At 63.4% G+C, this 24987-nt stretch carries 22 protein-coding genes; 9 read left to right on the forward strand and 13 right to left on the reverse strand.

What is annotated here, in order from left to right; all coding sequences use genetic code 11:
- Positions 1-26: 26 nt before the first annotated feature.
- Both ACFSNN_RS40860 and ACFSNN_RS40865 read right to left on the reverse strand, forming a co-directional pair.
- On the reverse strand, positions 27-1388 hold the full coding sequence (locus ACFSNN_RS40860) for an MFS transporter (protein ID WP_208949473.1): 1362 nt from the start codon (positions 1386-1388) through the stop codon (positions 27-29).
- 67 nt (positions 1389-1455) lie between these two features.
- Positions 1456-2628 carry a M20 aminoacylase family protein gene (locus tag ACFSNN_RS40865; RefSeq protein ID WP_134456487.1) on the reverse strand — a complete coding sequence of 391 codons (1173 nt, stop codon included), beginning with the start codon at positions 2626-2628 and terminating at the stop codon, positions 1456-1458.
- 117 nt (positions 2629-2745) lie between these two features.
- Between ACFSNN_RS40865 and ACFSNN_RS40870 the strand changes: the two genes are divergently transcribed.
- Positions 2746-3696 carry a LysR substrate-binding domain-containing protein gene (locus tag ACFSNN_RS40870; protein WP_134456488.1) on the forward strand — a complete coding sequence of 317 codons (951 nt, stop codon included), beginning with the start codon at positions 2746-2748 and terminating at the stop codon, positions 3694-3696.
- A gap of 23 nt (positions 3697-3719) precedes the next feature.
- Here the strand turns inward: ACFSNN_RS40870 and ACFSNN_RS40875 are convergent, their stop codons facing one another.
- Positions 3720-5156: an aldehyde dehydrogenase family protein gene (locus ACFSNN_RS40875; protein ID WP_134456489.1), complete on the reverse strand. Its 1437-nt coding sequence runs from the start codon at positions 5154-5156 to the stop codon at positions 3720-3722.
- 213 nt (positions 5157-5369) lie between these two features.
- Between ACFSNN_RS40875 and ACFSNN_RS40880 the strand changes: the two genes are divergently transcribed.
- Positions 5370-5741, forward strand: a complete 372-nt coding sequence (locus ACFSNN_RS40880; protein ID WP_012432544.1) for a cupin domain-containing protein — start codon at positions 5370-5372, stop codon at positions 5739-5741.
- A 113-nt stretch (positions 5742-5854) separates the two neighbouring features.
- Here the strand turns inward: ACFSNN_RS40880 and ACFSNN_RS40885 are convergent, their stop codons facing one another.
- From ACFSNN_RS40885 to ACFSNN_RS40895, 3 genes are all read right to left on the reverse strand, one after another.
- The gene (locus ACFSNN_RS40885) at positions 5855-7246 is read right to left on the reverse strand and encodes an NAD(P)/FAD-dependent oxidoreductase (protein ID WP_134456490.1); all 1392 of its coding nucleotides are present in this window, start codon (positions 7244-7246) and stop codon (positions 5855-5857) included.
- A gap of 68 nt (positions 7247-7314) precedes the next feature.
- Positions 7315-8901, reverse strand: coding sequence for a purine-cytosine permease family protein (locus ACFSNN_RS40890; protein ID WP_134456491.1), 1587 nt, complete (start codon positions 8899-8901; stop codon positions 7315-7317).
- Positions 8902-9181: 280 nt separating this feature from the next.
- Positions 9182-10162, reverse strand: coding sequence for a LysR family transcriptional regulator (locus tag ACFSNN_RS40895; protein ID WP_134456492.1), 981 nt, complete (start codon positions 10160-10162; stop codon positions 9182-9184).
- A 226-nt stretch (positions 10163-10388) separates the two neighbouring features.
- On the opposite strand from ACFSNN_RS40895, the gene ACFSNN_RS40900 reads away from it, so the two are divergent.
- The 5 genes from ACFSNN_RS40900 (at position 10389) to ACFSNN_RS40920 (ending at position 15550) form a co-directional block, all read left to right on the forward strand.
- A complete protein-coding gene (locus ACFSNN_RS40900; protein WP_377689093.1) occupies positions 10389-11717 on the forward strand; it encodes an NAD(P)/FAD-dependent oxidoreductase in 1329 nt (442 codons plus the stop codon).
- A 451-nt stretch (positions 11718-12168) separates the two neighbouring features.
- Positions 12169-12522 carry a hypothetical protein gene (locus tag ACFSNN_RS40905; protein WP_244322752.1) on the forward strand — a complete coding sequence of 118 codons (354 nt, stop codon included), beginning with the start codon at positions 12169-12171 and terminating at the stop codon, positions 12520-12522.
- Positions 12523-12545: 23 nt separating this feature from the next.
- On the forward strand, positions 12546-13229 hold the full coding sequence (gene irlR, locus ACFSNN_RS40910; protein WP_134456494.1) for a heavy metal response regulator transcription factor IrlR: 684 nt from the start codon (positions 12546-12548) through the stop codon (positions 13227-13229).
- Positions 13226-14641: a heavy metal sensor histidine kinase gene (locus ACFSNN_RS40915; protein ID WP_134456495.1), complete on the forward strand. Its 1416-nt coding sequence runs from the start codon at positions 13226-13228 to the stop codon at positions 14639-14641. Before irlR ends, ACFSNN_RS40915 begins: the two co-directional genes overlap by 4 nt.
- A gap of 282 nt (positions 14642-14923) precedes the next feature.
- Complete coding sequence (locus ACFSNN_RS40920; protein ID WP_134456496.1) at positions 14924-15550, forward strand: carbonic anhydrase; 627 nt, start codon at positions 14924-14926, stop codon at positions 15548-15550.
- A gap of 137 nt (positions 15551-15687) precedes the next feature.
- Here ACFSNN_RS40920 and ACFSNN_RS40925 read toward each other — a convergent pair whose 3' ends face one another.
- Positions 15688-16581, reverse strand: coding sequence for a LysR family transcriptional regulator ArgP (locus ACFSNN_RS40925; RefSeq protein ID WP_134456497.1), 894 nt, complete (start codon positions 16579-16581; stop codon positions 15688-15690).
- A gap of 97 nt (positions 16582-16678) precedes the next feature.
- Between ACFSNN_RS40925 and ACFSNN_RS40930 the strand changes: the two genes are divergently transcribed.
- A complete protein-coding gene (locus tag ACFSNN_RS40930; RefSeq protein WP_134456498.1) occupies positions 16679-17296 on the forward strand; it encodes a LysE/ArgO family amino acid transporter in 618 nt (205 codons plus the stop codon).
- A gap of 105 nt (positions 17297-17401) precedes the next feature.
- On the opposite strand, the gene ACFSNN_RS40935 is transcribed toward ACFSNN_RS40930, so the two are convergent.
- On the reverse strand, positions 17402-18877 hold the full coding sequence (locus ACFSNN_RS40935) for an HD domain-containing phosphohydrolase (protein WP_166799236.1): 1476 nt from the start codon (positions 18875-18877) through the stop codon (positions 17402-17404).
- Between the two features lie 149 nt (positions 18878-19026).
- Between ACFSNN_RS40935 and ACFSNN_RS40940 the strand changes: the two genes are divergently transcribed.
- On the forward strand, positions 19027-19818 hold the full coding sequence (locus tag ACFSNN_RS40940; RefSeq protein WP_134456500.1) for an alpha/beta fold hydrolase: 792 nt from the start codon (positions 19027-19029) through the stop codon (positions 19816-19818).
- A gap of 294 nt (positions 19819-20112) precedes the next feature.
- Here ACFSNN_RS40940 and ACFSNN_RS40945 read toward each other — a convergent pair whose 3' ends face one another.
- From ACFSNN_RS40945 to ACFSNN_RS40965, 5 genes are all read right to left on the reverse strand, one after another.
- Positions 20113-20331 carry a hypothetical protein gene (locus ACFSNN_RS40945; RefSeq protein WP_012432531.1) on the reverse strand — a complete coding sequence of 73 codons (219 nt, stop codon included), beginning with the start codon at positions 20329-20331 and terminating at the stop codon, positions 20113-20115.
- Entirely contained in the window at positions 20331-20681 is a 351-nt protein-coding gene (locus tag ACFSNN_RS40950) for a hypothetical protein (protein ID WP_244322753.1), read from the reverse strand. Before ACFSNN_RS40950 ends, ACFSNN_RS40945 begins: the two co-directional genes overlap by 1 nt.
- Positions 20682-21062: 381 nt before the next feature.
- Complete coding sequence (gene glmS / locus ACFSNN_RS40955) at positions 21063-22880, reverse strand: glutamine--fructose-6-phosphate transaminase (isomerizing) (RefSeq protein WP_134456501.1); 1818 nt, start codon at positions 22878-22880, stop codon at positions 21063-21065.
- Between the two features lie 73 nt (positions 22881-22953).
- Entirely contained in the window at positions 22954-23976 is a 1023-nt protein-coding gene (galE, locus tag ACFSNN_RS40960) for a UDP-glucose 4-epimerase GalE (RefSeq protein ID WP_134456502.1), read from the reverse strand.
- A 34-nt stretch (positions 23977-24010) separates the two neighbouring features.
- Complete coding sequence (locus ACFSNN_RS40965) at positions 24011-24931, reverse strand: endo alpha-1,4 polygalactosaminidase (RefSeq protein WP_341868429.1); 921 nt, start codon at positions 24929-24931, stop codon at positions 24011-24013.
- Positions 24932-24987 lie beyond the last annotated feature (56 nt).

Genomic DNA, 24987 nt, shown 5'->3' on the forward strand with positions numbered 1-24987 from the left:
CCCAACCCGCCACGCCGGCAAAAAACCTACCCAATATCCCGCCCCGCAGTCTCCCGCATAAACGGCAACGGCAACAAAGAAACGACCCCGCACCCAATCAGATACCAGGCCGGCGCGAGGTTGCTACCAGAAACCTGAATCAACCAAGTAGCGAAAAACTGCGCAAACCCGCCAAAGATAGAAACCCCGAGACAATAAACAATCGACATCCCAGTAGCACGAATCTCGCGAGGAAACATCTCCGGCAACATGACGATATTAGGCACAGCGGTAAACGCAACAAGCACGGCCAAACCAGCGACCACCGCCAGCAAAACCGGCACCGTCGGCGAAGCATTGATCACCATGAACGCCGGATACACGGCCGCAATCAGCAACACGCGCGAAACCCACAACACATGCTTACGCCCGACGCGATCGGACAACGCGCCGGCAAACGGCGAACAGATCACCGTCACCACGGCAGCAGTCCACGCAGCCCAGAGCGCCGACGACATCGGCAAATGCAAGATCCTGATCGCGTAAGTGGACAGATAAAACAGCACGATGTAGTTAGCCGCCGTCCCACCGATCGTCGTCAACACACCCGTCGTGATCACGCGCGAATGCTCGCGAAACAACTTACGCACCGGCTGCGAGACAGGCTGCAACCCCGCCTGCAAACCCGCCGCGCCATCTTCCACACCAGGCAGCGTCTCATTCAAATGCCGCCGAATATAAATCCCAATCGGCCCCATCGCCATGCCGATCACAAACGGCACGCGCCACCCCCAACTCTCCAGCGCCGCAGTCGAGAGCGCCGCCGCCAGCGCGACGCCCAGCAATGACCCGCACACCGTATTCAACCCCTGGCTCACGAACTGCCAACTGCCGTAGAACCCACGCGTCTTATTGCTTCCATACTCCAGCAACAACGACGTCGACGCGCCGACCTCACCGCCCAAAGCAAAACCCTGAATCAAGCGCGCGAGAATCACGAGCAACGGCGCGGCAACCCCGATCGCCGCATACGTCGGCGCAAACGCGATGATCGCGGAGCCCAGCGTCATCAGCCACAGCGTGAGGCTCATCGCGGCCTTGCGACCCGCGCGGTCCGCATACGCGCCAAGCACGATGCCGCCCACCGGCCGCATGATGAAACCGACGCCGAACGTGCCGACCGCCAGCATCAATTGTGCGAGTTGCCCCTCCACCGGGAAATACAGCTTGCCGATGATCGTCGCAAAGAAGCTGTAGATCGTGAAGTCGAAAAACTCAAGGCCGTTGCCCAGCGTGATCGCGGCAATCGCCTTGGCGTGGCTCGTGCGTTCGGCAGGCTGCGCGGCCGGCGTGCTCTGCATGCTCAACGCGTCGGTGCCTGCGGGTTGCGGTGTGGCGGAATAGTCCATCTGTGTCTCCGTGATGTCTTCCTGCTGATGCGCGGCGGTTTTGCCCGCTTATGCAAACGCTGTGGCGTCAGGCCAGAAACGTCTGCGCAAGTCTCACCCAGTAGGCGGCGCCGGTGGCAAGGCAATCGTCGTTGAAATCGTAGCCCGGGTTGTGGACCATGCAACCGCCCTCGCCGTCGCCATTGCCGATGATCAGGTAGCTGCCGGCGCAACGCTCGAGCAGGAACGCGAAGTCTTCGCTGCCGGTGAGCGGTTGCATGTCGGCAATCAGGCCGTCATCGCCGAGCCAGTCGAGCGCGACTTGCCGCGCGAGCCCGGTCATGGCCGCATCGTTGACGAGCACCGGATAGCGACGCTGATAGTCCACGTCCGCACGCGCGCCGAACACGGCCGCCTGCCCGCACGCCACCGCCGTGATGCGCTCCTGCAGATAATCGCGAACCTCAGGTTTCAATGCGCGCACCGAGAGGCGCATCTCGGCGGTCTCGGGAATCACGTTCGGCGCTTCGCCCGCGTGAATGGCGCCCACGGTGATGATCGCCATGTCGAGCGGCGCGATATTGCGCGACACGATGGACTGCAACGCGAGCACGATCTGCGCGCACACCACCACCGGATCGACGGCCTTATGCGGCACCGCGCCATGACCGCCGCGCCCGGTCACCTTGATGATCACCGTATCCGACGAAGCCATGAACGAGCCCGGCAGGAAACCGAACTTGCCGGCCGGATAGCCCGGCATGTTGTGCATCGCGAACGCCGCGTCGCATGGAAACTTGTCGAACAGGCCGTCTTCGAGCATTTTTTTCGCGCCGGCCAGGCCCTCTTCGGCGGGCTGGAAAATCAGATTCAACGTGCCGTCGAAGCATTTTTCCTGCGCCAGATGTTTGGCGGCGGCGAGCAGCATGGCCGTGTGGCCGTCGTGACCGCATGCGTGCATCTTGCCGGGCAGCTTGCTCGCGTACGGCAGGCCGGTGGTTTCATGAATCGGCAGCGCGTCCATGTCCGCGCGCAGCCCGAGCTTGCGTGTGCCATTGCCGACTTTCAATTGACCGACGACGCCCGTCTGACCCAGCCCGCGATGCACGGTGTAGCCCCACTCCTGCAGGCGCTCGGTGACCAGGTCGCCGGTGGCGAACTCTTCGTAAGCCAGTTCGGGATGCGCGTGGATCTGGCGGCGCAGCGCGATCATTTCGTCTTCGAGTTCGGCGATGCCCGCCGGAATGGCCATGGTGTTCACGTCGTGTCTCCGTCATTGAAAGCGTGAACCCAGCATAACGACGCCGATTTTCCAGCGGCAGGCGTAAAATCGTTGCGGCAGCAACCCGTGGTTGCCACCCTCTTGCCATCCTGTCAGATGAAACTTCATCAGCTCAGCACCTTAGCGGCCATCGCCGATACTGGAAGTATCCGGGCCGCGGCCCGTACGCTGGACTTGTCGCCGGCCGCCGTGACCAAGGCGATGCGCGAACTGGAAGCCGATCTGCAAGCGCCGCTGGTGGTGCGCAGCGCGAGCGGCGTCGCGTTTACGGAGTTCGGCCGCGCGCTGGTCGTGCATGCGCGTCTGGTGTTGGGGCAACTGCATCGGGCGCAAGCCGAGATCGAAGCGCTTCGCGGCGCGGCGGCCGGCAAGCTGTCGATCGGCGTCACGCCGTGGGTCGCGTTGACGTTTCTGCCGCCCGCAGTGCAGCGCTTCCGGCAGCGCATGCCTGAAGTGCAACTGGAGTTCTTCGAGGGCTTGCTCGCGGTCGTGCAGCCGCGTTTGCGCGACGGCAGCCTCGATTTCTCGATCGGTCGTCCGCCGCCCGCTTCGCCGCAATCGGAGTTTCACAACGTGCCGCTGTTTTCCACGCATTCGGCCGTGGTCGCGCGGCGCGATCATCCTAAGGCCGGCTGCCGCACGCTGCTCGAACTGGAAGACGCGGAGTGGATCTTGAACTGGGACCCGGCGAGTCGCGAGTCGATCTCGGACAATGTGTTCCGCAAGCGCGGCATGCAGGTGCCGCACACTATTCTGCTCGCGCACTCGCTGGCGGTCGTGCTGGGTTTGCTTGCACACACGGACATGCTCAGCATTTTTCCGTGGCCGCTCGTGGAAGTGACGCTCGCGAAGGAGCAGTTGTGGGCGTTGCCGCTGCGCGAGACGGTGGATGAAACCATCGTCAGCATCACTTCACGCCGCGGCGCGCCGACGAGTCCGGCAGCCGCGTGCTTTCTAGAATGCCTGCGTGAAGTGATCGACGAAGGGGCGCGCTCGCAAGATCCCGAGCAGCGCCGGCTGTTTCATTCGATCGAGTTGCTGCTTTAGTTATTTCGCCGCGTGGTAGAGATTCAACCCTCGTAACCGACCACGCCCTTGATCTCCAGAAAGTCCTCCAGACCGAACTCACCGTACTCGCGTCCATTGCCCGATTGCTTGAAACCGCCGAACGGCGCCTCGGGGTTGTAGTCCGCGTAGTTCAGATAGATGGTGCCGGTGCGCAGGTGCTTCGCCACCGCACGCGCGTGTTCGATCGAGCCGGACTGAATGTAGCCCGCGAGACCGTAGAGACTGTCGTTGGCCATCGCGATCGCTTCGTCTTCGGAGTCGTAGGCGAGGATCGACAGGACCGGGCCGAAGATTTCCTCGCGCGCGATCGTCATGTCCGGCGTGACCTTGCCGAATACCGTCGGCCGCACGAAGTAGCCGTCCTTCAATCCTTCGGGGCGGCCCGCGCCGCCGGCCACCAGCGTCGCGCCCTCTTCGATGCCCACGCCGATCAGCCGCTGGATCTTGTCGAACTGCTGTTCGCTGATCACGGGGCCAAGGTCCGTGCCCTTCGCATTCGCGGGACCGACGTTCAATGCTTGCGCGGCTTCCTTCGCATACGCCAGCGCTTCGGCTTCGCGCGCACGCGGCACGAACATGCGCGTGGGCGCATCGCACGACTGGCCGCTGTTGTCGAAACAGGCACGCGCGCCGCGCATCACGGCTTCTTTCAGATCGGCGTCTTCGAGAATCAGGTTGGCCGATTTGCCGCCGAGTTCCTGATGCACGCGCTTGACCGTATCCGCCGCGGCCTTCGCGACCTGCACGCCCGCTCGCGTCGAACCGGTAAACGACATCATGTCGATGTCCGGATGCGACGACATCGCTTCGCCCACGGTGCGGCCTTCGCCGTTCACGAGGTTGAACACGCCGGCCGGCACGCCCGCTTCGTCGAGAATCTCGGCGAAGACGATGGCGGACAACGGCGCCAGTTCCGAAGGCTTGAGCACCATCGTGCAACCGGCCGCGAGCGCGGGCGCGACCTTGGTGGTGATCTGCAAGGCCGGCCAGTTCCACGGCGTAATCAGCCCGCACACGCCGACCGCTTCCTTGCGGATCAGAATGCCGCTCTTCACGTACTCGAACTCGAAGGTGTCGAGCGTGCGGATCATGGTCTCCAGATGTGCGACACCGGTCCATGCCTGCGCATCGTTCGCGTACTGCAGCGGCGCGCCCATCTCGCGGCTGATTGCATGCACCATGTCGTCATAGCGCTTGCGATAGACGTCGAGGATCGCTTGCAGCAAGTCGATGCGTTGCGCGATCGTCGTCTCGCTGTAGGCAGGAAACGCGCGCTTCGCGGCGGCGACCGCGCGATCGACATCCGCCGCGCTGCCGAGCGAAATCTGCGCGAACGCGGTGGCGGTGGACGGGTCGATTACATCGAGTGTGGCCGCGTTGGTCTGCTCGGCCGGGTCGACCCACTGACCGTCGATATAAAACTGTTTGGCGTGTTGCATGAGGCTTGTCCTCTATATGAAAGTTGTCAGGTCAGACGCGGGGCAAATCGCACCCGCGGCGGCATCGCCTGCTTTACATCGACGCCGTTCGATCTGAATGTCTTCAAATCGAAATTCATCGCTACGCAGCTTTGGCTCAGACTCCGGCTTCGAATCCATTTTTCGCCTCGACTCAACGAGTGCGATTTCGATCCAATCAACCAGGAGAGACACATGAGCAACATCACTTTCACCCGCATCGACGCTAAAGGCCCTGGCGCTTCCGGTCTGAACCCGGCCCTGCACGATCCGGCCGACGTCATTCTCGACGGCGCCAAGGCACCGCACGCCCTCAACGCTTACTCCGACGCCACCAACATGCTCTCAGCCGGCGTGTGGCAATGCGATGCGGGCACACTGAAGCTGGCCGACCTGCCGATTCACGAAGTGTGCGTGCTGATCGAAGGCGAAGTCGTGATCACCAGCGACGACGGCCGCAGCGAACGCTATGCCGCCGGCGACGCCTTCATCCTGCACAAAGGCTTCTCGGGCACGTGGCATATGCCGGTGGCGACCAAGAAGTACAGCATCGTGTACTGCGGTTGATTCAAGTACTGCATTGCGCTGCTGCTTCACTGGAAACCGCATCTTTCATGGTGCGGTTTTTTTATGCCGGTGAAAAAAGCCGCGTCCGCGCACTTTGCGCGGACGCCTTCGCGTTACATCGGAAAACCCAGCGCCTTGATCGAATTGATCCACAGACGACGCCAACCGCCGCGATCATCCGCGCCGTCGAAAGCGTTGAAGGTGATCTTCGCGGCGATCCAGCGCACCGGTTCCGGCGGAATATACGACGGCCCCTTGCGCGAAATATCGAGCGACGTGATCACCGTATCGCGATGCCACAGCATGTCGAGGCCCATCTTCGCGCCGAAGCGGCTGCCCGCCACGCCGAAGCCCGTATAGCCGGCGACGAACACGCTCTTGCCACCGTGATAGCGGCGCGCGAACACCGCGCCGCGCGAGCAGTAATCGATCGGGCCGCCCCATGCATGCGTGAAACGCACGTCGTCGAGTTGCGGGAAGGTGCGATAGAACGCTTCGGCGAGCTTGTAATAGGTACTCTCGTCGCGATCTTCCGCGGGATTCGGATTGCCGCCGAAGTGATAGCTCACCCGTCCGCCAAAGATGATGCGGTTGTCCTTGGTCAGCCGGAAATAATTGAGCTGCGTGCGGGTGTCGTAAATGCCCTGGCGATTCTTCCAGCCGATACGCGCCATCTGCTCGTCGCTCAACGGTGCTGTCGCGATGATGTGATCGCGCACCTGCATCACGCGGCGCTTGATGTCAGTCACGCCGACGTCCGCGGTGCCCGTGCCGAGCAGCACGCGCGGCGTTTCGATGCGGCCCGCCTGGGTGTGTACGATAATCTTCGCGCCGCAATCTTCGAGACGCGTGATCGGTGAATGCTCATGCAGACGCACGCCGAGTTTCAGCGCGGCGGCCTTCAAACCCCACGCGAGTTTCGCCGGGTGAATCGTGCCGCTGCGATTGCGTGACCACATTGCCCCGGCAAAAAGCGGCGAATCGAGTTGCTCGCGTGCGCCCTTGCTGTCGAGCAAGACCACGTCGTGTCCATGCGCGACATGCAACTCGTAATCGCCCTTCAGATGACCGAGATGGCCCGGATCGACTGCGACCGTCATTTCGCCGTTCCATTCCACGTCCGCCTCGATGCCGTAGCGCGTCAACGATTCCTTGAAGCCGTCGAGATTCTCCTGCCCCAGCTTTTCGAGCACGTCGAGGTCTTGCGGAAAGACGCGCGTCGCATTCGGCAGACCGTGCATGACCGAAGTCGAGATGATGCCGCCAGGACGGCCCGAAGCGCCGTACGCGACCTTGCCTGCTTCTACCAGCACGACGTCGAGTGACGGATCGGCTTCTTTCGCCTGAATCGCGGCCCACAGGCCGGTGAAGCCGCCGCCCACCACGACCAGATCGGCGGTGGTCGGACCGATCAATTCCCGTTCGACAACCGGCGCGCGCGGATTGTCCAGCCAGAACGGAAACAGTTTTACCCCTTCAAACGCGCGCTTTACTGACTCGCTCATCCTGTTTGCCTACTCAATTTAAATGCCATTGCCTGTACTGCACGAAGCCGCGCACATTGCTGTGCGCTTCAACCCGCGTCCTGCGTGTCCAACTCCGCCTCACGCTCGCGTTCCGCACGCACTCGCGGCTGCGTGGCTACCTTAAGCTTAGTCGCCGGCACCACGGGATGCACGGTCACATTGTGTTGCGAACCGCCACGCAGCCAACGCCGGCCTTGCGCTCCATACACGCCGTCCGGTTCCGGAAAGCACTGCAGCAAAGCGATATACAGCGCGGCCGCCAGCGTCAGCGAAACCGGCATGCTGATGTCGAGACCGCCGGCGAGCTGGCCGAGCGGGCCGACGAACTGATCCGGCAGATTGACGAAGCACAGGCTGATCGCCGCGCTCGGAATCCATGCGCCCATCGCGCGCCAGTTCCAGCCGTGCGTGAACCAGTAGTGACCGCCGCGGCCGCCGCGATTGAACACCTGCAAGTCGTCGGACAGATAGAAACCGCGCCGCGTGACGAAGCCGATGATCATGATCACCATCCACGGACAGCTGCAGACGTTGATCAGCACCGAGAACGTCGACACGCTTTCGACCAGGTTGAACGCGAAGCGGCCGAGGAAAATGAAGCCGATGGCGAGGCTGCCGATCAGCAACGTGGCGCGCACGCGGTTCAGGAACTTCGGAAACATGCTCGACATATCGAGGCCGGTGCCGTACAGCGCGGTCGTGCCCGTGGACATGCCGCCGATGATCGCGATCAGGCACACCGGCAGGAAGAACCAGTTCGGCGAGATGGCCAGCAAACCGCCCACGTAGTTGTTCGACGCGATGAAATCCGGCGCCTTGCTGGCGATGATCGTCGCCGTGGCGAGGCCGAAAAAGAACGGCACGAACGTGGCCAGTTGCGCGAGCATCACCGCGAGGATCGTGCGCTTTCTCGGCGTGTTCTCCGGAATATAGCGGGCCCAATCGCCGAGCGTGCAGGCGAACGAGACGGGATTGCTCATCGCGACCAGCACGGCACTCACGAACGCGGGCCAGAAACCCACCGAGCCGAGAGCGACCTTACCGGCGTATGCGCCGTCGAACGACTTGGTGAACGCGAACAGACCCACCACGAACAGAATGCTCGCCGCCCACACCGCGATCTTGTTGACCCACAGCATGAAGCGGAAACCGTACACGCACACGGTCAGCACCAGCACCGCGAACAGACCGTAGGCGAAGCTCAGCGTCATCCAGTTGACCGGCAAGCCGAGCAGATGATTCGCGCCGCCCACGAGCGCGTCGCCGGAACTCCACACCGCCAGCGAGAAAAACGCGACTGCTGTCAGCACCGCGAGAAACGAGCCGACGATCCGCCCGTGAATGCCGAAATGCGCGCCCGACGAAACCGGGTCGCTGGTGCCGTTACGCGGACCGAACAGGCTCATCGGCGCGAGAATGCACGAGCCGATCAGCACGCCGAGCACGATCGACCAGACGCCCGCCTTGAACGACAAACCGAGCAGCACCGGGAAACTGCCGAGCACGGAAGTGGAAAAGGTATTGCACCCGCCGAACAGCAAGCGGAACAGATCGATCGGCCGCGCATAGCGCGAGCGATCCGGAATGCGTTCGAAACCGAATGTTTCGACTTGAGTGATGCTGTTGCTGCTCATTGTCTCCGACTCCTGTAACGGCCAGGTCAATCACAATGGCTCGCCACGGGGATGCGGCGTCCACTTTTCTCAGATGTCTGGACGCCACTGTAAAGACAATCGGCGCGGGCAAAAATATCGTCTGCCCAACCTTTACTTCGATCTCCGGCGATGTAACCCGTAAGTCCCGTCCGGCAAGGCTCAGTGGCCAACTGAAAGGCCGTATAGGGACTTCCCGCAGCGCTCACGAAGCACAAACGTCGAAGCGAATCGCGAGAATCCCCACGCCACTTTGCTGGCCCTACACCGCGTCCGCGCCGCCCGCCTCGCGCGTCTGGCGGCGTTTTTTCGCGGCAGCGACGGCAGGCAGCGGCACCGGCACCGCGCCCGACATACCGTGCTCGATCAGAAAATCGCGGAACAAACCGGCCACATGCGGCAGGCGCTTATCCGACACATGCATGACATACCAGTCGCGCTCGATCGGGTTGGCGGGCATGGGCAACAGCGCGAGCAGGCCCGCCTGAAACTCGAGCGAACAGGCGTGCAGCGACAGGAAAGCGATACCCAACCCCGCTTCGACCAGCTGCTTGATCGCCTCATTGCTCGACAGTTCAGAGCCGATGTGAAGCTTGAGGCCCGCCAGACGAAACAGATTCTCGACAGTAGAACGCGTGCCCGAACCGCGTTCCCGCACGAACAGATTCGCGCTTTGCAGATCGTCGAGTGACAAACGCTTTTTCTTCATCAGTGCATGCGCGGGCGAGGCGACGAACGCCATCGGATGTTTGGCGAATGCGGTTGCCGCCGTGCGCAATTCGCGCGGCGCGCTGCCCATCACCGCGAGATCGATTTCATGCGTTGCCAGCATACGGACGATGTCGGCGCGATTGCCGACCTTGAATTGCACCTTCACTTGCGGACGCGATTCCGTGAAACGCACCAGAAACGGCGGGATCAGATACTCGGCCGTGGTGATCGCGCCGATACGCAGCGTGCCGCCCTGCTCGCCGTGTAACGCGGCCAGATCGTCTGCCGCGCCGTTCCACAGGTCGAGGATCTCCAGCGCATAGCGGGCGAGAATCTCACCGGCCGCGGTCAACTGCACGCCACGGCCCACGCGCTGCAGGAGCGGTGCGCCCGCGGCCTCTTCCAGCAGACGCACCTGTAGCGACACAGCGGGTTGCGTGAGCCGCAATTCCTCGGCCGCGCGTGACACGCTGCCGAGCGTCGCAATCGTATGCAAGGTCTTCAACTGACGAAACGTCGCGGCTTTTAACATAAGTGAAAACCTATATGTCCCGTATGAACATTAAATTGTGCTGCGGTTTTCGCTGATTCTATACTGGCCTGACAGATGAGCCGGCGAATGCCTGGAATCGCGCTTCGCGCGGCGCCGGCACCGGCCCGGCACGAACAACCTCAGGAGGATAGCGATCATGGCCGCAATCGATCAGCAGGCAGGCACGACAACGCAACGGGCGCACCACGCGCAACCCGCGCAACGCATGGACAATAATGCGGCGCATCGGGTCGTGATCGTCGGTGGCGGCGTGGGTGGACTTGGGTTGGCCACGCGTCTGTCCGAATCCCTCGGGCGTGCGGGTCTCGCGCAGATCGTGCTGGTCGACCGCTGGCCCACGCATTTCTGGAAGCCGCTGCTGCACGAAGCCGCTTCAGGCCAACTCGATCCCGCGACCCATCAACTTCAATATGCGGTGCAGGCCCAACGGCATGGCTTCGAATTCGAACAGGGCGAACTCACCGCACTCGATCGCGCGGAGCGGCATATCACCCTGAGCGCATTGCATGACGCCGACGGCCGCGAAATTCTACCGTCCCGGCAGATCGCTTTCGATACGCTGGTGCTGGCCATGGGCAGCGTGACGCAATACTTCGGCGTGCCAGGTGCCGCCGAACATGCGTTGCCGCTCGAATCGGTCGCGCACGCCGAAGCATTCCGCCGCAAGCTGCTCGATGCCTGTCTGCGCGCGAATCACGCACGCCGGGCGCGGACCGCGCAGGCGGACACGCCGGTGTCGATCAACATCATCGGTGCGGGCGCAACGGGTGTCGAACTCGCCGCCGCGGTGCGCGACACAGTACGTTTGCTGAATCGCTACACGCCGTTCTCGCTCGATCCGGTACGTGACTTTCGCATTCGCTTGATCGAAAGCAGCGGGCGTGTGCTGCCCGCTTTGTCCGAAACGATTTCAGCGCGCGCGCAACGGATGCTCGCCAGTCTCGCCGTGGACGTATTGAGCTCGACACGCGTCACCGAAGTGCGTGCCGACGCCGTGTTGACCGACGGCGGCGCTCCGCTCGCCAGCGACATCGCAATCTGGACGGCGGGCATCTCGGGACCGCCTGTCTTGCGCACGCTGGACGGCATCGCGGTGAATCGCAACGCACAGATTCAGGTGAATCGCACCTTGCAGTGCACGAACGACGCAAACGTATTCGGCCTCGGCGATTGCGCGGCCTGTCCCGCCGACGACGCCGGCGCGTTCCTCGCGCCGCGCGCGCAGGTCGCGCATCAGCAGGCGCTGTTTCTTGCGCGTACGCTGAAGTGCCGCATAGCGGGCGAAGCGCTGCCCGAGTTCGTGTATCGCGACGCGGGCACGCTGGTCGGCTTCGGGCGTGAAGGCACCATTGGGAGCCTCAGCAATAGCTTGCTGAAGCAGCCCGTGTTCGTCGACGGATGGCTGGCCACCGCGGTCTACAAGCTGATCTATCGGCGACACGTGATGACGCTGACCGGCTTCGCGCGCATGGCGCTCGATTCGGCGAGCCACTGGTTGCGCAGACGCGTGCATCCGCTGATCCGTTTGCACTAGACAAAACCTTGCTGCTCACTTGCCGACCCATGCGATCGGGTCGGCAAGTGAGCGCCCTGCCGTCTGCTTCAATCTGCCGCATTTGAAACGCGTCTATCATGTGCATGCAGCCTTGACTCGCGCGCCACGGCCAACTCACGCTGCACGTCCTCGCTGGTTTTTCCTTGCGACGGCTCCCGCAAATCACCTCGCATTCCACACGATCCATTCTCCGTTTCCGTTTGACCGGGTCCTTATGCCAGACCGGAGACACTCGCTAAACGTGAGCGCGACATGACAGTTCCCGTCGTCCAGACGATGCAGCGCAACAAAAGATGCGCACGAGATTTATGACGGAATTGTCATCTCGCTCTCATGCCCGCATCGGGCAACTATGGTATCTGTACGATGGTCGCGTCCCATCCTCACATTGAACCGTATGCTTCACTTTCAACGAATGCGAAGCCTGACGATGCGAATCACGCATTTCGGCGCAACCGTCCCAGTGCGCTGGGCGCAGCTCCGTATTCATCACCCAGTTTCACTCGGGGCCGCGCTGCTCGTCATCGCACTCAGTTCGCTGGCGTTCTGGTGGAATCAACCTGACGGGCTGTTCAACGGCGGAGAGCCATCCTGTTCCTCCGCATATGGGAAGCCGCGTGTCCTGCACGAGCCGTTCTTCGAGCGAGGCCTGCTTTCGCTCGAAGTGTTTTCCGCGATGACTCGCACCATGTCGCAGCCCTCCGGTTCGCCGTCCGCAGCCCATCACGACCTCGATGCATCCAATGCGTCGGCGTCATGCGCGCCCACACGCATCGGCCGCTGACCCACAGCAGTGAGAGAAAAATCATGCGCATCCTGATCGTCGAGGACGAGATCAAAACCGGCACATATCTTCGCAAAGGCCTGACCGAAGCGGGCTTTATCGTCGACTGGGTGGAAGACGGCGTGACCGGCCAGCATCGCGCCTTAACGGAGGACTACGATCTGATCGTGCTCGACGTCATGCTGCCCGGCCAGGATGGCTGGACGGTGCTGAAAAACCTGCGCCGCACCCATTCCACGTCGGTCCTGCTGCTCACCGCGCGCGACGAAGTGGACGACAAGGTGCGTGGGCTCAACATGGGCGGCGACGACTATCTCGTCAAGCCGTTCGACTTCGCCGAACTGCTGGCCCGTGTGCGCTCGATTCTGCGACGGGGCCAAACCCGCGACGCCGCCTCGCTGCAAGTAGCGAATCTGGTGCTCGACCTGACGCGCCGCAACGCCACGCGGCACGGCGACATGATCCTGCTCACCGCCAAGGAATTCGCGTTGCTATGGCTGCTGATGCGCCGCCAGGGCGAAATCCTGCCGCGTTCGACGATTGCTTCCCAGGTGTGGGACATGAACTTCGACAGCGACACGAATGTCGTCGACGCCGCGATCCGCCGCCTGCGCGCGAAAGTCGACGACAACTACGAACCCAAGCTGATCCACACCGTGCGCGGCATGGGCTACGTATTGGAAGAGCGCGGCCCATCGCAGTCATGATTCGACGTCTGCTCGCGGCGCTGCTCGTGCCGCGCACTTTGCGCGCGAGGCTGTCGATCCTCTTCGCGCTTTCGACCTCGCTGCTACTCATATTCAACGGAGTGCTGCTGTATCACGGCCTGAAAACGCGTATCGAAGCGGCGTCGGCCCGCGAGATGACCACGACCCTCGCCGCGCTGCAACTGCGCCTGCACACCATGCCCAGCATTCAGGCGATCAGCGCGGATCGTGAGACGTGGTACAACCAGTTATACGGTCATCAGAACCTCGACATCGCGCTGTTCGATGCGCACAGCGCACCGCTCGTTCGCACCAACGGCTACCGGCCGAATGCGGAGACGATGGCCGTTCGCACCGCCCTCGCGCCGGTGCGCGTGTCGCTCGACAAACTGCCGTTGCGGTTTCTGGTGGCGATGGCGCCGCTCGGCGATCTCGCCGGCAGCCAGGTGCGCGTGGTCGTCCAATACGACGCGAGCGGCGAGCGCGCGCTGCTGCGCGCGTATGCGCTCAATGTTCTGGTCGTCATCGTAACGGGGACGCTGGTGAATGCGCTGCTCGCATGGTCGATCGGCCGTTTCGGATTGCGGCCGCTGGCCCGTTTGACGGCGCGCGCCGAGCAGATCTCCAGCCGCCATCTTGCGGAACCGTTGCCCGAGCACGACATGCCCGGCGAACTGAAGGAACTCAGCCGTGCCTTCAACCGGATGCTCGCGCGCCTGCACGACTCTTTCACGCGTCTCACGCAATTTTCGTCCGACCTCGCGCACGACATGCGCACTCCGCTCACCAATCTGCTGGCGGAAGCGCAAGTGGCGCTCTCACAACCCCGTTCCGCCGATGAATATCGCAGCGTGATCGAATCGAGCGTGGATGAATGCCAGCGCCTCGCGCGGCTGATCGACAGCATGCTGTTTCTCGCGCGCGCGGACAGCATTCGCCACCGGCTGACGCTGCAGTATGTCGACGCGCGCAGTGAGGCGCTGCGCATTGCCGGCTATTACGAAATCATGGCCGCCGATGCCGGCGTGGAGATCGTCGTCTCAGGCAGCGCGCGCTTCGACGGCGATGTGCTGATGGTGCAGCGCGCGCTCAGCAACCTGATTTCGAACGCGTTGACCCACGCGCCGCGCGGCAGCGTGGTCGACGTGCGGTGCGCGGAACACCGGCGCCATGCGCATGTATCGGTGTCGGACACGGGCGCCGGCATTGCGAGACCGCATCTGGAGCGCATCTTCGACCGCTTCTACCGGGTCGATCCGTCGCGGCATAACTCGGCGAGCGGCACGGGCCTCGGACTTGCCATCGTCAAGTCGATCATGGACGAACATCACGGCGAATGCAGCGTGGAAAGCGTGCCGCACGTGCGCACCACCTTCAGCCTGCGCTTTCCGAAGCATCCGCCGATCAGTTAGGCGCAGCACGCGCCCGCACGATGACAAAACTATCATGCGGCGATCACCACGGCCTCATCCCCTGTCCCGCACAATGTCCCTGCCTGATCGATATTGTTCAGTCATCCAGATCAACCTGCGGAGGACTCGATGAAACACTACGCAACCGCACTCGCCGCCCCGATTCCCGACACACTCGCCAACGCGGCCATGGCAAGCGACAGCGAGAACCCCTGACGCCCGTTCGGCGACAGACACCGCTGCACTTACCAACGCGATCATCGCATCAAGGGAAGCCCGTTCATGACATACCCGAAACGCATGCTCGTCGAAAACCTCGCCTGGTCCGACGAAATCAACAACCGCGATCCCGCCTATTTCCGGCGCCTCGCCAGCAATCAGCAACCAAACGTGCTGTGGATCGGCTGCTCCGACAGCCGCGTGCCGGAAGCCATTACGCGGGCGATGCCCGGCGAGGTTTTCGTGCATCGCAATATCGCGAATCTCGTCGCCGATAACGACGAGAGCCTGGCGAGCGTGCTCGAATACGCGGTCACGGTACTGCAGGTGGAACATGTGATCGTCTGCGGGCATCACTGCTGTGGCGGCGTGCAGGCGGCGTTGCGGCCGCCCGCGCCCGAATTGCCGAACGTCAATCGCCGCATTGGAGGAATTCGCCGGCTGAGTGCGCTGCACAGCGCCGAACTGCGCGAGCTGCCAAGCTTCGAGGCGCGCGCGGATCGACTCGCCGAGCTCAATGTGCTGGCTCAGGTGCAGGCGCTGCAAGCCATGCCGTTGATTCAGCGCGCACAGCGCCCGGTGCAGATTCACGGCTGGATTTTCTCGATGCACGAAGGGCGTTTGAAGGCATTGACCGGCGCGCCGTGGACCGCGGACTACAACGTGACCGCCGAGGCCGCAGCGGGCTGATTGCCTCTGTGTCAACCCGCCGGCATCGCTGCGAGGAGACCGACTCGCCATGATCGACAGTGCCGCTCGCCGCGGTGTTGTGCGAATGGGAGTACCCGCGCCGGCCGGCAAGCTGACGACGCGTTACAAACTGTCTGTCAGTCCAGAAACTCCGTTGCCCGCTTGCGCAGCATCGCGCCGAAGTCGTCGAGCCAGCCGATCGACAGCCGCCAGCTCTGCCAGTAGAGATCGACGTCGATATGCTTGCCGGGCGCGATCTCCACCAGTTCGCCGCTGGCCAGATGCGACGCGATCATGCGCTCCGGGCACATGCCCCAGCCGAGCCCCGTGACGCAGGCACGCAAAAACCCGGCGACGTGCGGAATCCAGTGCAACGGCGGATCGAGGTCCGCGCGCGTGATGCGGCGCATGAAGCGCTTTTGCAACTGGTCCTTCGGATTGAAGTCGACGCACGGCGTGCGCCGCAAACTCTCGCGTGTCACGCCGCCGGCAAAGTGACGCGCGAGAAACGCTGGTGAACAGACCGCCAGATAACGCATGCGCCCGAGACGCGTGGAGCGGCAACCCTGAACCGGCTCAGCCTGCGTGGTGACCGCGCCTTGCACACTGCCGTCGCGAATTCGCTGCGCGGTGTGGTCCTGATCGTCGATCACCAGATCGAGCAGCATCTCCCGCTCGACGCAAAACTGCGCGACCGCGTCGATGAACCAGGTGCCCACGCTGTCGTCGTTGACCGCGATGCGCAGCGCCGGCCACGGTTCGACCAGCGTGCCGGGCAGCGCCGGCAGGCGGCCGGTCAGCTCCGCTTCGAGTAACTGCACGCGTTCGGTGTGGCGGCACAGCAGCGCGCCCGAGGTGGTCGCGACGCACGGCTGGCCGCGCTTGACCAGCACGCTGCCCACGCGCTCTTCCAGCAGTTTGACCCGTTGCGACACGGCGGACGGCGTCACATTCAGTTCGCCGGCGGCACGGTCGAACGAGCCGTGGCGCACCACGGCGGCGAGTGCGTCGAGCAACGCATAGTCGAGCATTAGCGTTCCTTAATCGGCGTTAAGTGAATTAGCTTCTCTTATGATCGGCAAACCCGCAGACTAGCCTCGTTCGCTGCTCCCGTCTACTGGATCGATTGTGAATTGGCTATCTTTTTCCCACGGCGCCGCCTTGTGCGCATCCCTGATCGTGACGATCGGCGCGCAAAATGCCTTCGTGCTGCGCCAGGGCATCATGCGCTCGCATGTCGGCAAGATCGTTGCGCTGTGCGCGTTGTCGGACTTCATTCTGATCGGTGCGGGCGTCGGCGGCGCAGCGGTGCTGGTCGAGCGTTATCCCGCGTTCGTCCACGCGATGCTGTACGTCGGGCTCGCCTATCTGGCGTGGTTCGGGATCAACGCGTTGCGCCGCGCGGTGCGGCCGGAGCATGCGGTGATGGATGGCGAGAAACTCAGCGCGGCGCCCGTGCAGCGCGCCGTGCCGATCATTCTGATGACGCTCGCCTTCACGTGGCTCAATCCGCACGTGTACCTCGACACATTCCTGCTGATCGGCACGGCCGGCGCGCGCGAACCCGAAGGCGCGCGGGTCGCCTTCGCGCTGGGCGCGATGGCGGTCAGCGGGATCTGGTTTATTGGTCTGGGTTACGGTGCGCGCGCCCTCGCGCCGCTCTTCAAGCGGGCAACGGCGTGGCGTGTGCTGGATGGCGCGATCGGCAGCATGGTGCTGCTGCTCGCGGTGACGCAGTTGCGGTGAGCGCCGCCAGCGCGGTTGTAATTGGACGCTGTTGACAGCAGCAAACCGCGATTTTCAGAAAGCACGGGCGCCCGCACCACGGCAAAACCGTACGCAACGCCCCAACTAAATGCACCCGAGCGCGGACGCCTTCAACGTGGCCGCGGCACGGGTAGAACATTCGAGCTTGCGAAACACGCTCTCCACATGCGTGCGCACGGTACTCGGGCTCAGTTCGAGAATGCGGGCAACCTCCTTGTTGCTGGCGCCCAGGCTGATGTGTTTTAGCACCTCCGCTTCTCGCGGCGACAGCAAGCCGGCTTTCGGCGTCCGCCCACGCTCGCCGGAGGCCGGCAAGTCGCCGAGTTCAGAAGAGACGATTGCCTCGACCACTTCCGCATCGAAACGCCCCGCCCGCGCCTGCTCGTCGAGCAGAGCCGCGGCCTGTTCCGGTGAAAATGCTGCCCGCCAGGGACGCGCCGAGCGCAACGCCACCCACGCGGCGGCAACCGCGAGTACACGCGCTTCGCGTCCCATTGCATCGCCGCCGCTGCCGCGGAAATAGCCTGAACCGTCGAGACGTTCGTACGCGAACGAAGCGATCTCCGACTCGCGAGCGAGGCCCTCGATCTGCTTGCCTGCACGCGCGGTCCAGTAAGGCACGAGCCGCACTTTTTCCCATGCGGCCGGAGAAAGCTCGCCGGGTGTGTTCCAGATGGCATTCGGGACCGCCATGCGTCCCATGCCATGGAGCAGCCCCGCCGTGTAGGTGCGCCGCCGCGCCTCATCGTTCATGCCCAGACGCGCGCAGCAGGTGCCGGCCGTCTCGGCTACCTGGCGCGAATAGCCGGTCATCCACGGCAGCTTCAGATCGATCACGTCGGCAACAATCTCCGGCGCGCTGGCAAGCTGCATCGCGGCCGTGCAGGCGGGCTCGGCATGGCGCTGCGCGGCCGGATCGTCGAGTTCAGCGAGCCATGCGGCAGCACGCGCTGAGGCGAGTCGCGCGAGTTCCAGCGGATATTGCCGGCCGGCCTTCTGCGCGATCAGCGTCTGCGCGCGCTCGAGACCGTAGACCCGGCTCAGAATCTCGAGATCCCCGGCCACGCCGACGATGAACACCGCCGCGGGCACATCGCGGCCCAGCCGATGGTCCGGCAAACCGGCGCCGTCCCAACTGTCGAAAATGCGTCGAAGCGCTTCCTGCGTCGCCTGGGCGAGGCCCAGCATATGCGCCACCTCGCCCGAGACCTCGCAGTGTATCTGGGCGAGCGAGGTGATCGCGGCGCCCACTTGCGCGGGCGTTTTGCCGGTCCCGGTCCAGTCAGGCCGCATGGCGAGCATGGCCGCGCGGCCGCCGACGTCGTCGCCGAACCAGTCGGAAAAACTGGTTGCGTTGGCCGTGCAGCCCGACCACCGCAGGAGGGACACCTCTTTGACGACGTCGCACTGGGCGTCGTCCAGACCGGCCTCTGCCGCGAGCCGCGCCGCCAGCCGGCCTGTGCGGGGCGAATGATCGGTGGGCTGCCCCATGCTGAGGTCGCCAATGAACGCCAGAGCCTTGACGGCGTCCAGTACCCGGATTGCAGAAACGTCATGCATAGCTTTCGACCTTGTTGTCAGCACCCGCTTGTCCAGTGAAACCGGATCGGCTCGGTCATTCGACCGATACAGCAAACCGGCCAGACAGCGCATTCTCCAATCCTCGAACTGTTTCTCACCCAACCAAGTTGACGAAGAGGATGAACATTATGAATACCCTGTTGAAAAAGTGTCTGGCTGCGACGTTGATGCTGGGCGGCCTGGTGTCGCAGGCCGCCTTCACCCCGGCGAGCGCCGCCGCGCCGAACGACGGTCTCAAGGGAAAGAACGTCGTGCTGGTGCACGGCGCGTTCGCCGACGGTTCGGGGTGGAACAAGGTGATTCCGCTGCTGGAAGCAAAAGGCCTGCACGTGGTCGCGGTGCAGAATTCCCTCAAGTCACTCGACGACGATGCCGCGGCAACGCAACGCGTCATCGAACAACAGAACGGGCCCGTCGTTCTGGTCGGCCACTCGTGGGGCGGCGCCGTGATCTCTCAGGCAGGCAACAGCGACAAGGTCAAGGCCCTCGTCTACGTCGCGGCGTTCGCACCGGATAACGGCCAGTCGATCAACGACCTCTTCAAAGGCAAGCCCGCGCCTGCCTGGATGGCGGCATTGCAGAAGGACTCCGCCGGCTATCTGACACTCTCGACCGATGCGATCATGAAGGACTTCGCGCAAGACCTGCCGCCGGCCGAAGCCCGTGTCGTAGCCGCGACGCAAGGCCCGTGGTTCGCCGGCTGCGCGGACGACAAGCTCGCCACCGCCGCGTGGCACAGCAAGCCGTCGTGGTACGTGCTGGCGCAGAAGGACCGCATGATCCCGCCGCCCTTGCAGGCCGCAATGGCGCAACAGATCGGCGCGACGGTGGTCAAGGTCAATACGAGCCACGTTGCGATGATGTCGCAGCCGACTGAAGTCGCGGCAGCAATCATCACGGCGGCTCGGGCGGCGAAGTGAGGGTTGGAGGCTGCCGGAATGTTCCGGAGAAATCAACGTGCGGGCAGCCGCTGCACGCATGCTTAAGGATCTGTTAAGCCGGCAGCAGTAGGATGCTGGCCTGAGCGTGCGTCGTGCAGCCGGGATGTGTTTTCCGTGAACGTTAGACGCAGCGCTCATCGTCTCTCAGGTTCTGGAAGCCTCGGAAAACCAGAACCCTTCAAGCCGGCCATCGCCGGCTTCTTTTTGCCCATTAGCCTGACATCGCGAGCCGCGCGCAATGAGTCAGACGTCCACGCAGCGGTTTCGCGCCGCTCACCCGTGACTGTCGATCCAGGCACGCGCCCACTCGAGACCCGCTCGTTGCGCTTCGTCCTCAGTATCGAAGCAGGCGAGAATGCCCGACGCTTCGACCAGCTTGCCGGCAAGCGTGATGGTCCCGCTAGCGCCGTACCGCTCGGGCTGCAAGATGTCCTCCTGCTGCAAGATGGCGTGCCCCCAGACGGTGTAGCCGTGATAAGTCTGGGACTCCATCAGCGTGTCACCCCGGGCGAGACGCCGCGAAAATCCACCCGCAACACGTTGCCCTCGGGCGTGATCTGCCGCGGAATTTCGGACATGTCCGGTGCGTGTGCAGGCGCGCTTTCCCGCTTATCCGATTTCGCGACGAGTCGTGCAACCGGCGCCGGTGCAGGCCGCGCGCGAGCTTTCACGGCATGGGGAACGATGTGACGGCTCCCGGCAGCCCGACGGGCAACGACCGCGCAATGCGGCTTGCCGAGTCGCGCTTCCGGCGGGTTCCAGACCTCGACATAGTGCCCGCCGGCCATTGCCGTCGAAGCCGATGCGAACAGCATGATGCCCAAGCCCAACAATCGAAACATGTTCTCTCCTATGCTCCGTCGCTCGCGCCGCCGCAACTACAGCCGCGCCGCAAGATTCCATGCAGGATACTGTACATCCATACAGGTCTTTGCGCAATCCAATGATCGTCGCGCAGCAGCTTGCGCTCCGGGCATGACGCCAATGCGTAACGAGGATGAGAACATAGCCGCCGCGCGGTTTGCGAGCGGTGGTCAAAACTCTGAATGAGCTTTGGCGGGCCAGAAGCCCGACGCGGATTGTCGGGAGCAGCAGTCGAACTAAAAAACTACCACATGGTGGTTTGAAAGCGTTTTCGGGTTGGTTGCGGTATTCGCTGCACGGTCAAGAGCCTGAATCCGCAACCCATCAACATCAAGTGCGGCGAAACCGCCGCTACCCCCTTACTCCACCGTCACGGACTTCGCCAGGTTCCTCGGCTTATCCACATCGGTCCCACGCGCACACGCCGTGTGATAAGCCAGCAACTGCAACGGCACCACATGCAGAAGCGGCGACAACGGCCCATAGTGCTCCGGCATTCTGATCACATGAATCCCGGGCTCACTCCCAATCCGCGTATCCGTATCGGCAAACACATAAAGCTCGCCGCCACGCGCCTTCACTTCCTGAAGATTCGACTTCAGCTTCTCGAGCAGCGCGTCGTTCGGCGCGATCGTCACCACCGGCATCGCATCGGTGACGAGCGCCAGCGGGCCATGCTTCAACTCGCCGGCGGGATACGCCTCCGCGTGAATATAAGAAATCTCCTTGAGCTTGAGCGCGCCTTCGAGTGCGATCGGATAGTGCGAGCCGCGTCCGAGAAACAGCGCGCTTTCCTTGCCCGAAAACTTCTCCGACCACGCGATGATCTGCGGCTCCAGCGCCAGCACCGCGTTTAACGCGGCCGGCAGATGGCGCAACTGGCGCACATAGTCGGCCTCCTGTTCCGGGCTCACCGTGCCGCGAATTTTGCCGAGCGTCGCCGCAAGCACGAACAGTCCGACCAGCTGCGTGGTGAACGCCTTGGTCGACGCCACGCCGATCTCGCGGCCCGCGTGCGTGTGGAACGATAGTGACGTCAAGCGCACCATCGCGCTCGTCGCCACGTTGCAGACCGACAGCGTGTGCTTGTGTCCGAGCGACTGCGCATGCTTCAACGCAGCGAGCGTGTCGGCCGTTTCGCCCGATTGGGAAATCACGACCACCAGCGCTTTCGGATTCGGCACCGAATCGCGATAACGGTACTCACTGGCGATTTCGACCTGGGTGGGAATCTTCGCAATCGATTCGAGCCAGTACTTGGCCGTCAGTCCCGAATAATAGCTGGTGCCGCACGCGAGAATCAACAGACTGTCGATATCGGCGAACACGGCCGCAGCCTCCTCACCGAACAACGACGCATCGAGCGATTCGCCTTGCGGTACCGTATCGGCAATCGCGCGCGGTTGCTCGAAGATTTCCTTCTGCATGAAATGCCGGTACGGGCCGAGCTCCACGCCGCCGCCATACGCAGCCACCGTGCGCACTTCGCGCTCTATGTCGATGCCATCGCGGCTCACCACGCGCACGCGCTCGAGCGTCAACTCGCACACGTCGCCCTCTTCCAGGAAGATGAAGCGTTCGGTCTCGCCGGCCAAAGCGAGCGCATCGGACGCGAGGAAATTCTCGCCTTCGCCGATACCGACGACGAGCGGCGAACCCTGCCGCGCGCCCACCACGAGATGCGGATGAGCCTTATGCTCGACCGCGATCGCGTATGCGCCGCCCAGTTGCTTCACCGCCTCGCGAACCGCCTCGAACAGATCGCCGCAATACAGGCTGTGCACCAGGTGCGCGACCACTTCCGTGTCGGTTTGCGAAACGAACACGTAGCCCTTTGCGCGCAGCATCTCGCGCAACGGCTCGTAGTTTTCGATGATGCCGTTATGCACCAGCGCCAATTCATCCTTCGAAAAAATCGGATGCGCGTTGTCCGTGACCGGCGCGCCATGCGTCGCCCAACGCGTGTGCGCGACGCCCGTGCCGCCTTCCAGATGCGTCTCGCGCGCCTGCGCGTCGAGGTCGGCGACGCGCGCCGTGCTGCGCGCGCGGCGCGGACCGGCGGCGGCCAGCACGGCGACGCCGCACGAGTCGTAGCCGCGATACTCGAGACGCCGCAGTCCTTCGATCAGAACCGGGACGATGTTACGTTGCGCTACCGCGCCGACAATGCCACACATAAACTTGCTTTCCCACGTGATGTTGTATCGGATGGGGCGAGCCGCCCCGAATCGGATCGAATCGGATCGAGCCTCAGGCGTAGCCGGCCGGATTGGCCGACTGCCAGCGCCAATGGTCCGCGCACATGCGTTCGATGCCGTACTGCGCGCGCCAGCCCAGCAGCTTTTCCGCCGCGGCCGGAGCGGCGAAACAGGACGCCACGTCGCCCGGACGGCGCGCCACGATTTCATAAGGCACCGGCTTGCCCGAAGCCTTTTCGAACGAGCGCACCACGTCCAGCACGCTATAGCCCTGGCCGGTGCCGAGGTTCACCACGAAGCTCGCATCGCGCGCAACCAGCGCGTCGAGCGCGGCCAGGTGTCCGCGCGCCAGATCGACCACGTGGATGTAATCACGCACCCCGGTGCCGTCCGGCGTGTCGTAATCGCCGCCGAACACGCGCAGTTTCTCCAGCTTGCCGACCGCGACTTGCGCGACATACGGCATGAGGTTGTTCGGCACACCGCCCGGGTCTTCGCCGATCAGGCCACTTTCGTGCGCGCCGACCGGATTGAAATAACGCAGCGTGGCGATGCGCCACGACGGATCCGACGCTTCCAGATCGCGCAGGATCTGTTCGGCGATCAGCTTGGTCTGCCCGTACGGATTGGTGGCGGAGAGCGGAAACGATTCGTCGATCGGCGAAGTTTTCGGCACGCCGTACACCGTGGCCGACGAACTGAACACGAACTGCTTCACGTTGCGCGCGCGCATCACCGAAAGCAGTGTGAGCAGACTGCCGAGGTTGTTGTCGTAGTACTCGATCGGCTTCGAGACCGATTCGCCCACCGCCTTGAGCGCCGCGAAGTGAATCGCGCCGCTCACCGGATGCGCGTCGAAAATGCGTTGCAGCGCGGCTTCATCGCGTGAATCCGTTTCATGGAACGCGACGCGCTTGCCCGTGATCTGCTCGACGCGTTTGAGCGACTCGCGGTTGCTGTTGACGAGGCTATCGACCACGACCACGTCGTAGCCACCGTTCAGCAATTCGACACAGGTATGCGAGCCGATAAAGCCCGCGCCGCCGGTGACCAGAATCGTGCCTTTCAAGTCCATGCGAAATTCCTTTGGTATTGATTCAATCCGCTTGTCACGGTTGTGCATTGCCGGTTCCAGCCGCGCCCACGCCGACGGTCGCGAGTCCGCCGTCGGTAACGTAGGGCACGAAGCCGGCTTCCGTGATCCGCGCCGCAGTGGCGGCCGCGCATGTGTCGTCGGCGGCGGGCGGGCAATAGTCGATGGACAGCACCGGCAACCTGTATTGATCGCGGATCGTCGCCGCCTGCATCAGCAGCCAGTCGCGATCCGCTTGCGGCACTTCGGTGTAACGCTGCTTGCCGGCATCCCAACCGCGGTACAGCGATTCGAACGCCACCATGTAGGCGAGATCATGGACCTGCGGCAGGACCTCGAAACCGCGATTGAAGATCAGCCTGGCGTTCGGATAACGCCTCTTGATCGCGCGGATGACCCGCACCAGCCCCGCTTCCTGCGCGGCGCGCGCGGCGTCGGTTTTGGCGATCAGGTGGTAGGAATCGAGCGTGTCGAGAAAGAAGCCGCGATAGCCTTTTTTCCATAACGGCGCGATCACCTTGTCGACGAAAAACGCCGGCCATTCAGCGGCCGTCTGATCGATCACATGCGAGGCCCACGCCTCGTTGACGCCCGGCAGCCACGCGCGCGGCATCGCGCTGTAATACGCGCGATGCGGGTTCACCTCGCCCACGCTCACATACGCGAACCACGCCGGATGGCTCTGCCGGTGTGCGCGCGGATCGAAGTGCGCGTCGGGATCGACCACCACGACATCGAATCCGGCCAGTTCATCGACAGGCGGATTCATGCCGTAGTACAACGCCACCGACGGTCCCGCCGGCGCGTTCGCCGCGCCCTGCGCGTGCGCAACCGAAGCCAGCGCGCCGAGCGCGGCCATACGCGCGAACCGGCTGACACGGCGCAGCAGCGCGCGCAAGCTGAAGCGTCGGTCCTGATCGTGATCGTGCTCGGACAAATCCGGCTCCTCTCTCATGTTGTTCGGGCAACGCCGCCCGCTTGACGCCGTCGTTT

Origin of the sequence: Paraburkholderia dipogonis, assembly GCF_042680985.1 — a bacterium.
GTDB classification, from domain to species: Bacteria; Pseudomonadota; Gammaproteobacteria; order Burkholderiales; family Burkholderiaceae; genus Paraburkholderia; species Paraburkholderia phytofirmans.

Coding starts and splice junctions, on each gene's coding strand:
- ACFSNN_RS40860 (WP_208949473.1), bottom strand. CDS start 1,388: ATGGACTATTCCGCCACACCGCAACCCGCAGGCACCGACGCGTTGAGC.
- ACFSNN_RS40870 (WP_134456488.1), top strand. CDS start 2,746: ATGAAACTTCATCAGCTCAGCACCTTAGCGGCCATCGCCGATACTGGA.
- ACFSNN_RS40875 (WP_134456489.1), bottom strand. CDS start 5,156: ATGCAACACGCCAAACAGTTTTATATCGACGGTCAGTGGGTCGACCCG.
- ACFSNN_RS40880 (WP_012432544.1), top strand. CDS start 5,370: ATGAGCAACATCACTTTCACCCGCATCGACGCTAAAGGCCCTGGCGCT.
- ACFSNN_RS40885 (WP_134456490.1), bottom strand. CDS start 7,246: ATGAGCGAGTCAGTAAAGCGCGCGTTTGAAGGGGTAAAACTGTTTCCG.
- ACFSNN_RS40890 (WP_134456491.1), bottom strand. CDS start 8,901: ATGAGCAGCAACAGCATCACTCAAGTCGAAACATTCGGTTTCGAACGC.
- ACFSNN_RS40895 (WP_134456492.1), bottom strand. CDS start 10,162: ATGTTAAAAGCCGCGACGTTTCGTCAGTTGAAGACCTTGCATACGATT.
- ACFSNN_RS40900 (WP_377689093.1), top strand. CDS start 10,389: ATGGACAATAATGCGGCGCATCGGGTCGTGATCGTCGGTGGCGGCGTG.
- ACFSNN_RS40905 (WP_244322752.1), top strand. CDS start 12,169: ATGCGAATCACGCATTTCGGCGCAACCGTCCCAGTGCGCTGGGCGCAG.
- irlR (WP_134456494.1), top strand. CDS start 12,546: ATGCGCATCCTGATCGTCGAGGACGAGATCAAAACCGGCACATATCTT.
- ACFSNN_RS40915 (WP_134456495.1), top strand. CDS start 13,226: ATGATTCGACGTCTGCTCGCGGCGCTGCTCGTGCCGCGCACTTTGCGC.
- ACFSNN_RS40920 (WP_134456496.1), top strand. CDS start 14,924: ATGACATACCCGAAACGCATGCTCGTCGAAAACCTCGCCTGGTCCGAC.
- ACFSNN_RS40925 (WP_134456497.1), bottom strand. CDS start 16,581: ATGCTCGACTATGCGTTGCTCGACGCACTCGCCGCCGTGGTGCGCCAC.
- ACFSNN_RS40935 (WP_166799236.1), bottom strand. CDS start 18,877: ATGCATGACGTTTCTGCAATCCGGGTACTGGACGCCGTCAAGGCTCTG.
- ACFSNN_RS40940 (WP_134456500.1), top strand. CDS start 19,027: ATGAATACCCTGTTGAAAAAGTGTCTGGCTGCGACGTTGATGCTGGGC.
- ACFSNN_RS40945 (WP_012432531.1), bottom strand. CDS start 20,331: ATGGAGTCCCAGACTTATCACGGCTACACCGTCTGGGGGCACGCCATC.
- ACFSNN_RS40950 (WP_244322753.1), bottom strand. CDS start 20,681: ATGTTTCGATTGTTGGGCTTGGGCATCATGCTGTTCGCATCGGCTTCG.
- glmS (WP_134456501.1), bottom strand. CDS start 22,880: ATGTGTGGCATTGTCGGCGCGGTAGCGCAACGTAACATCGTCCCGGTT.
- galE (WP_134456502.1), bottom strand. CDS start 23,976: ATGGACTTGAAAGGCACGATTCTGGTCACCGGCGGCGCGGGCTTTATC.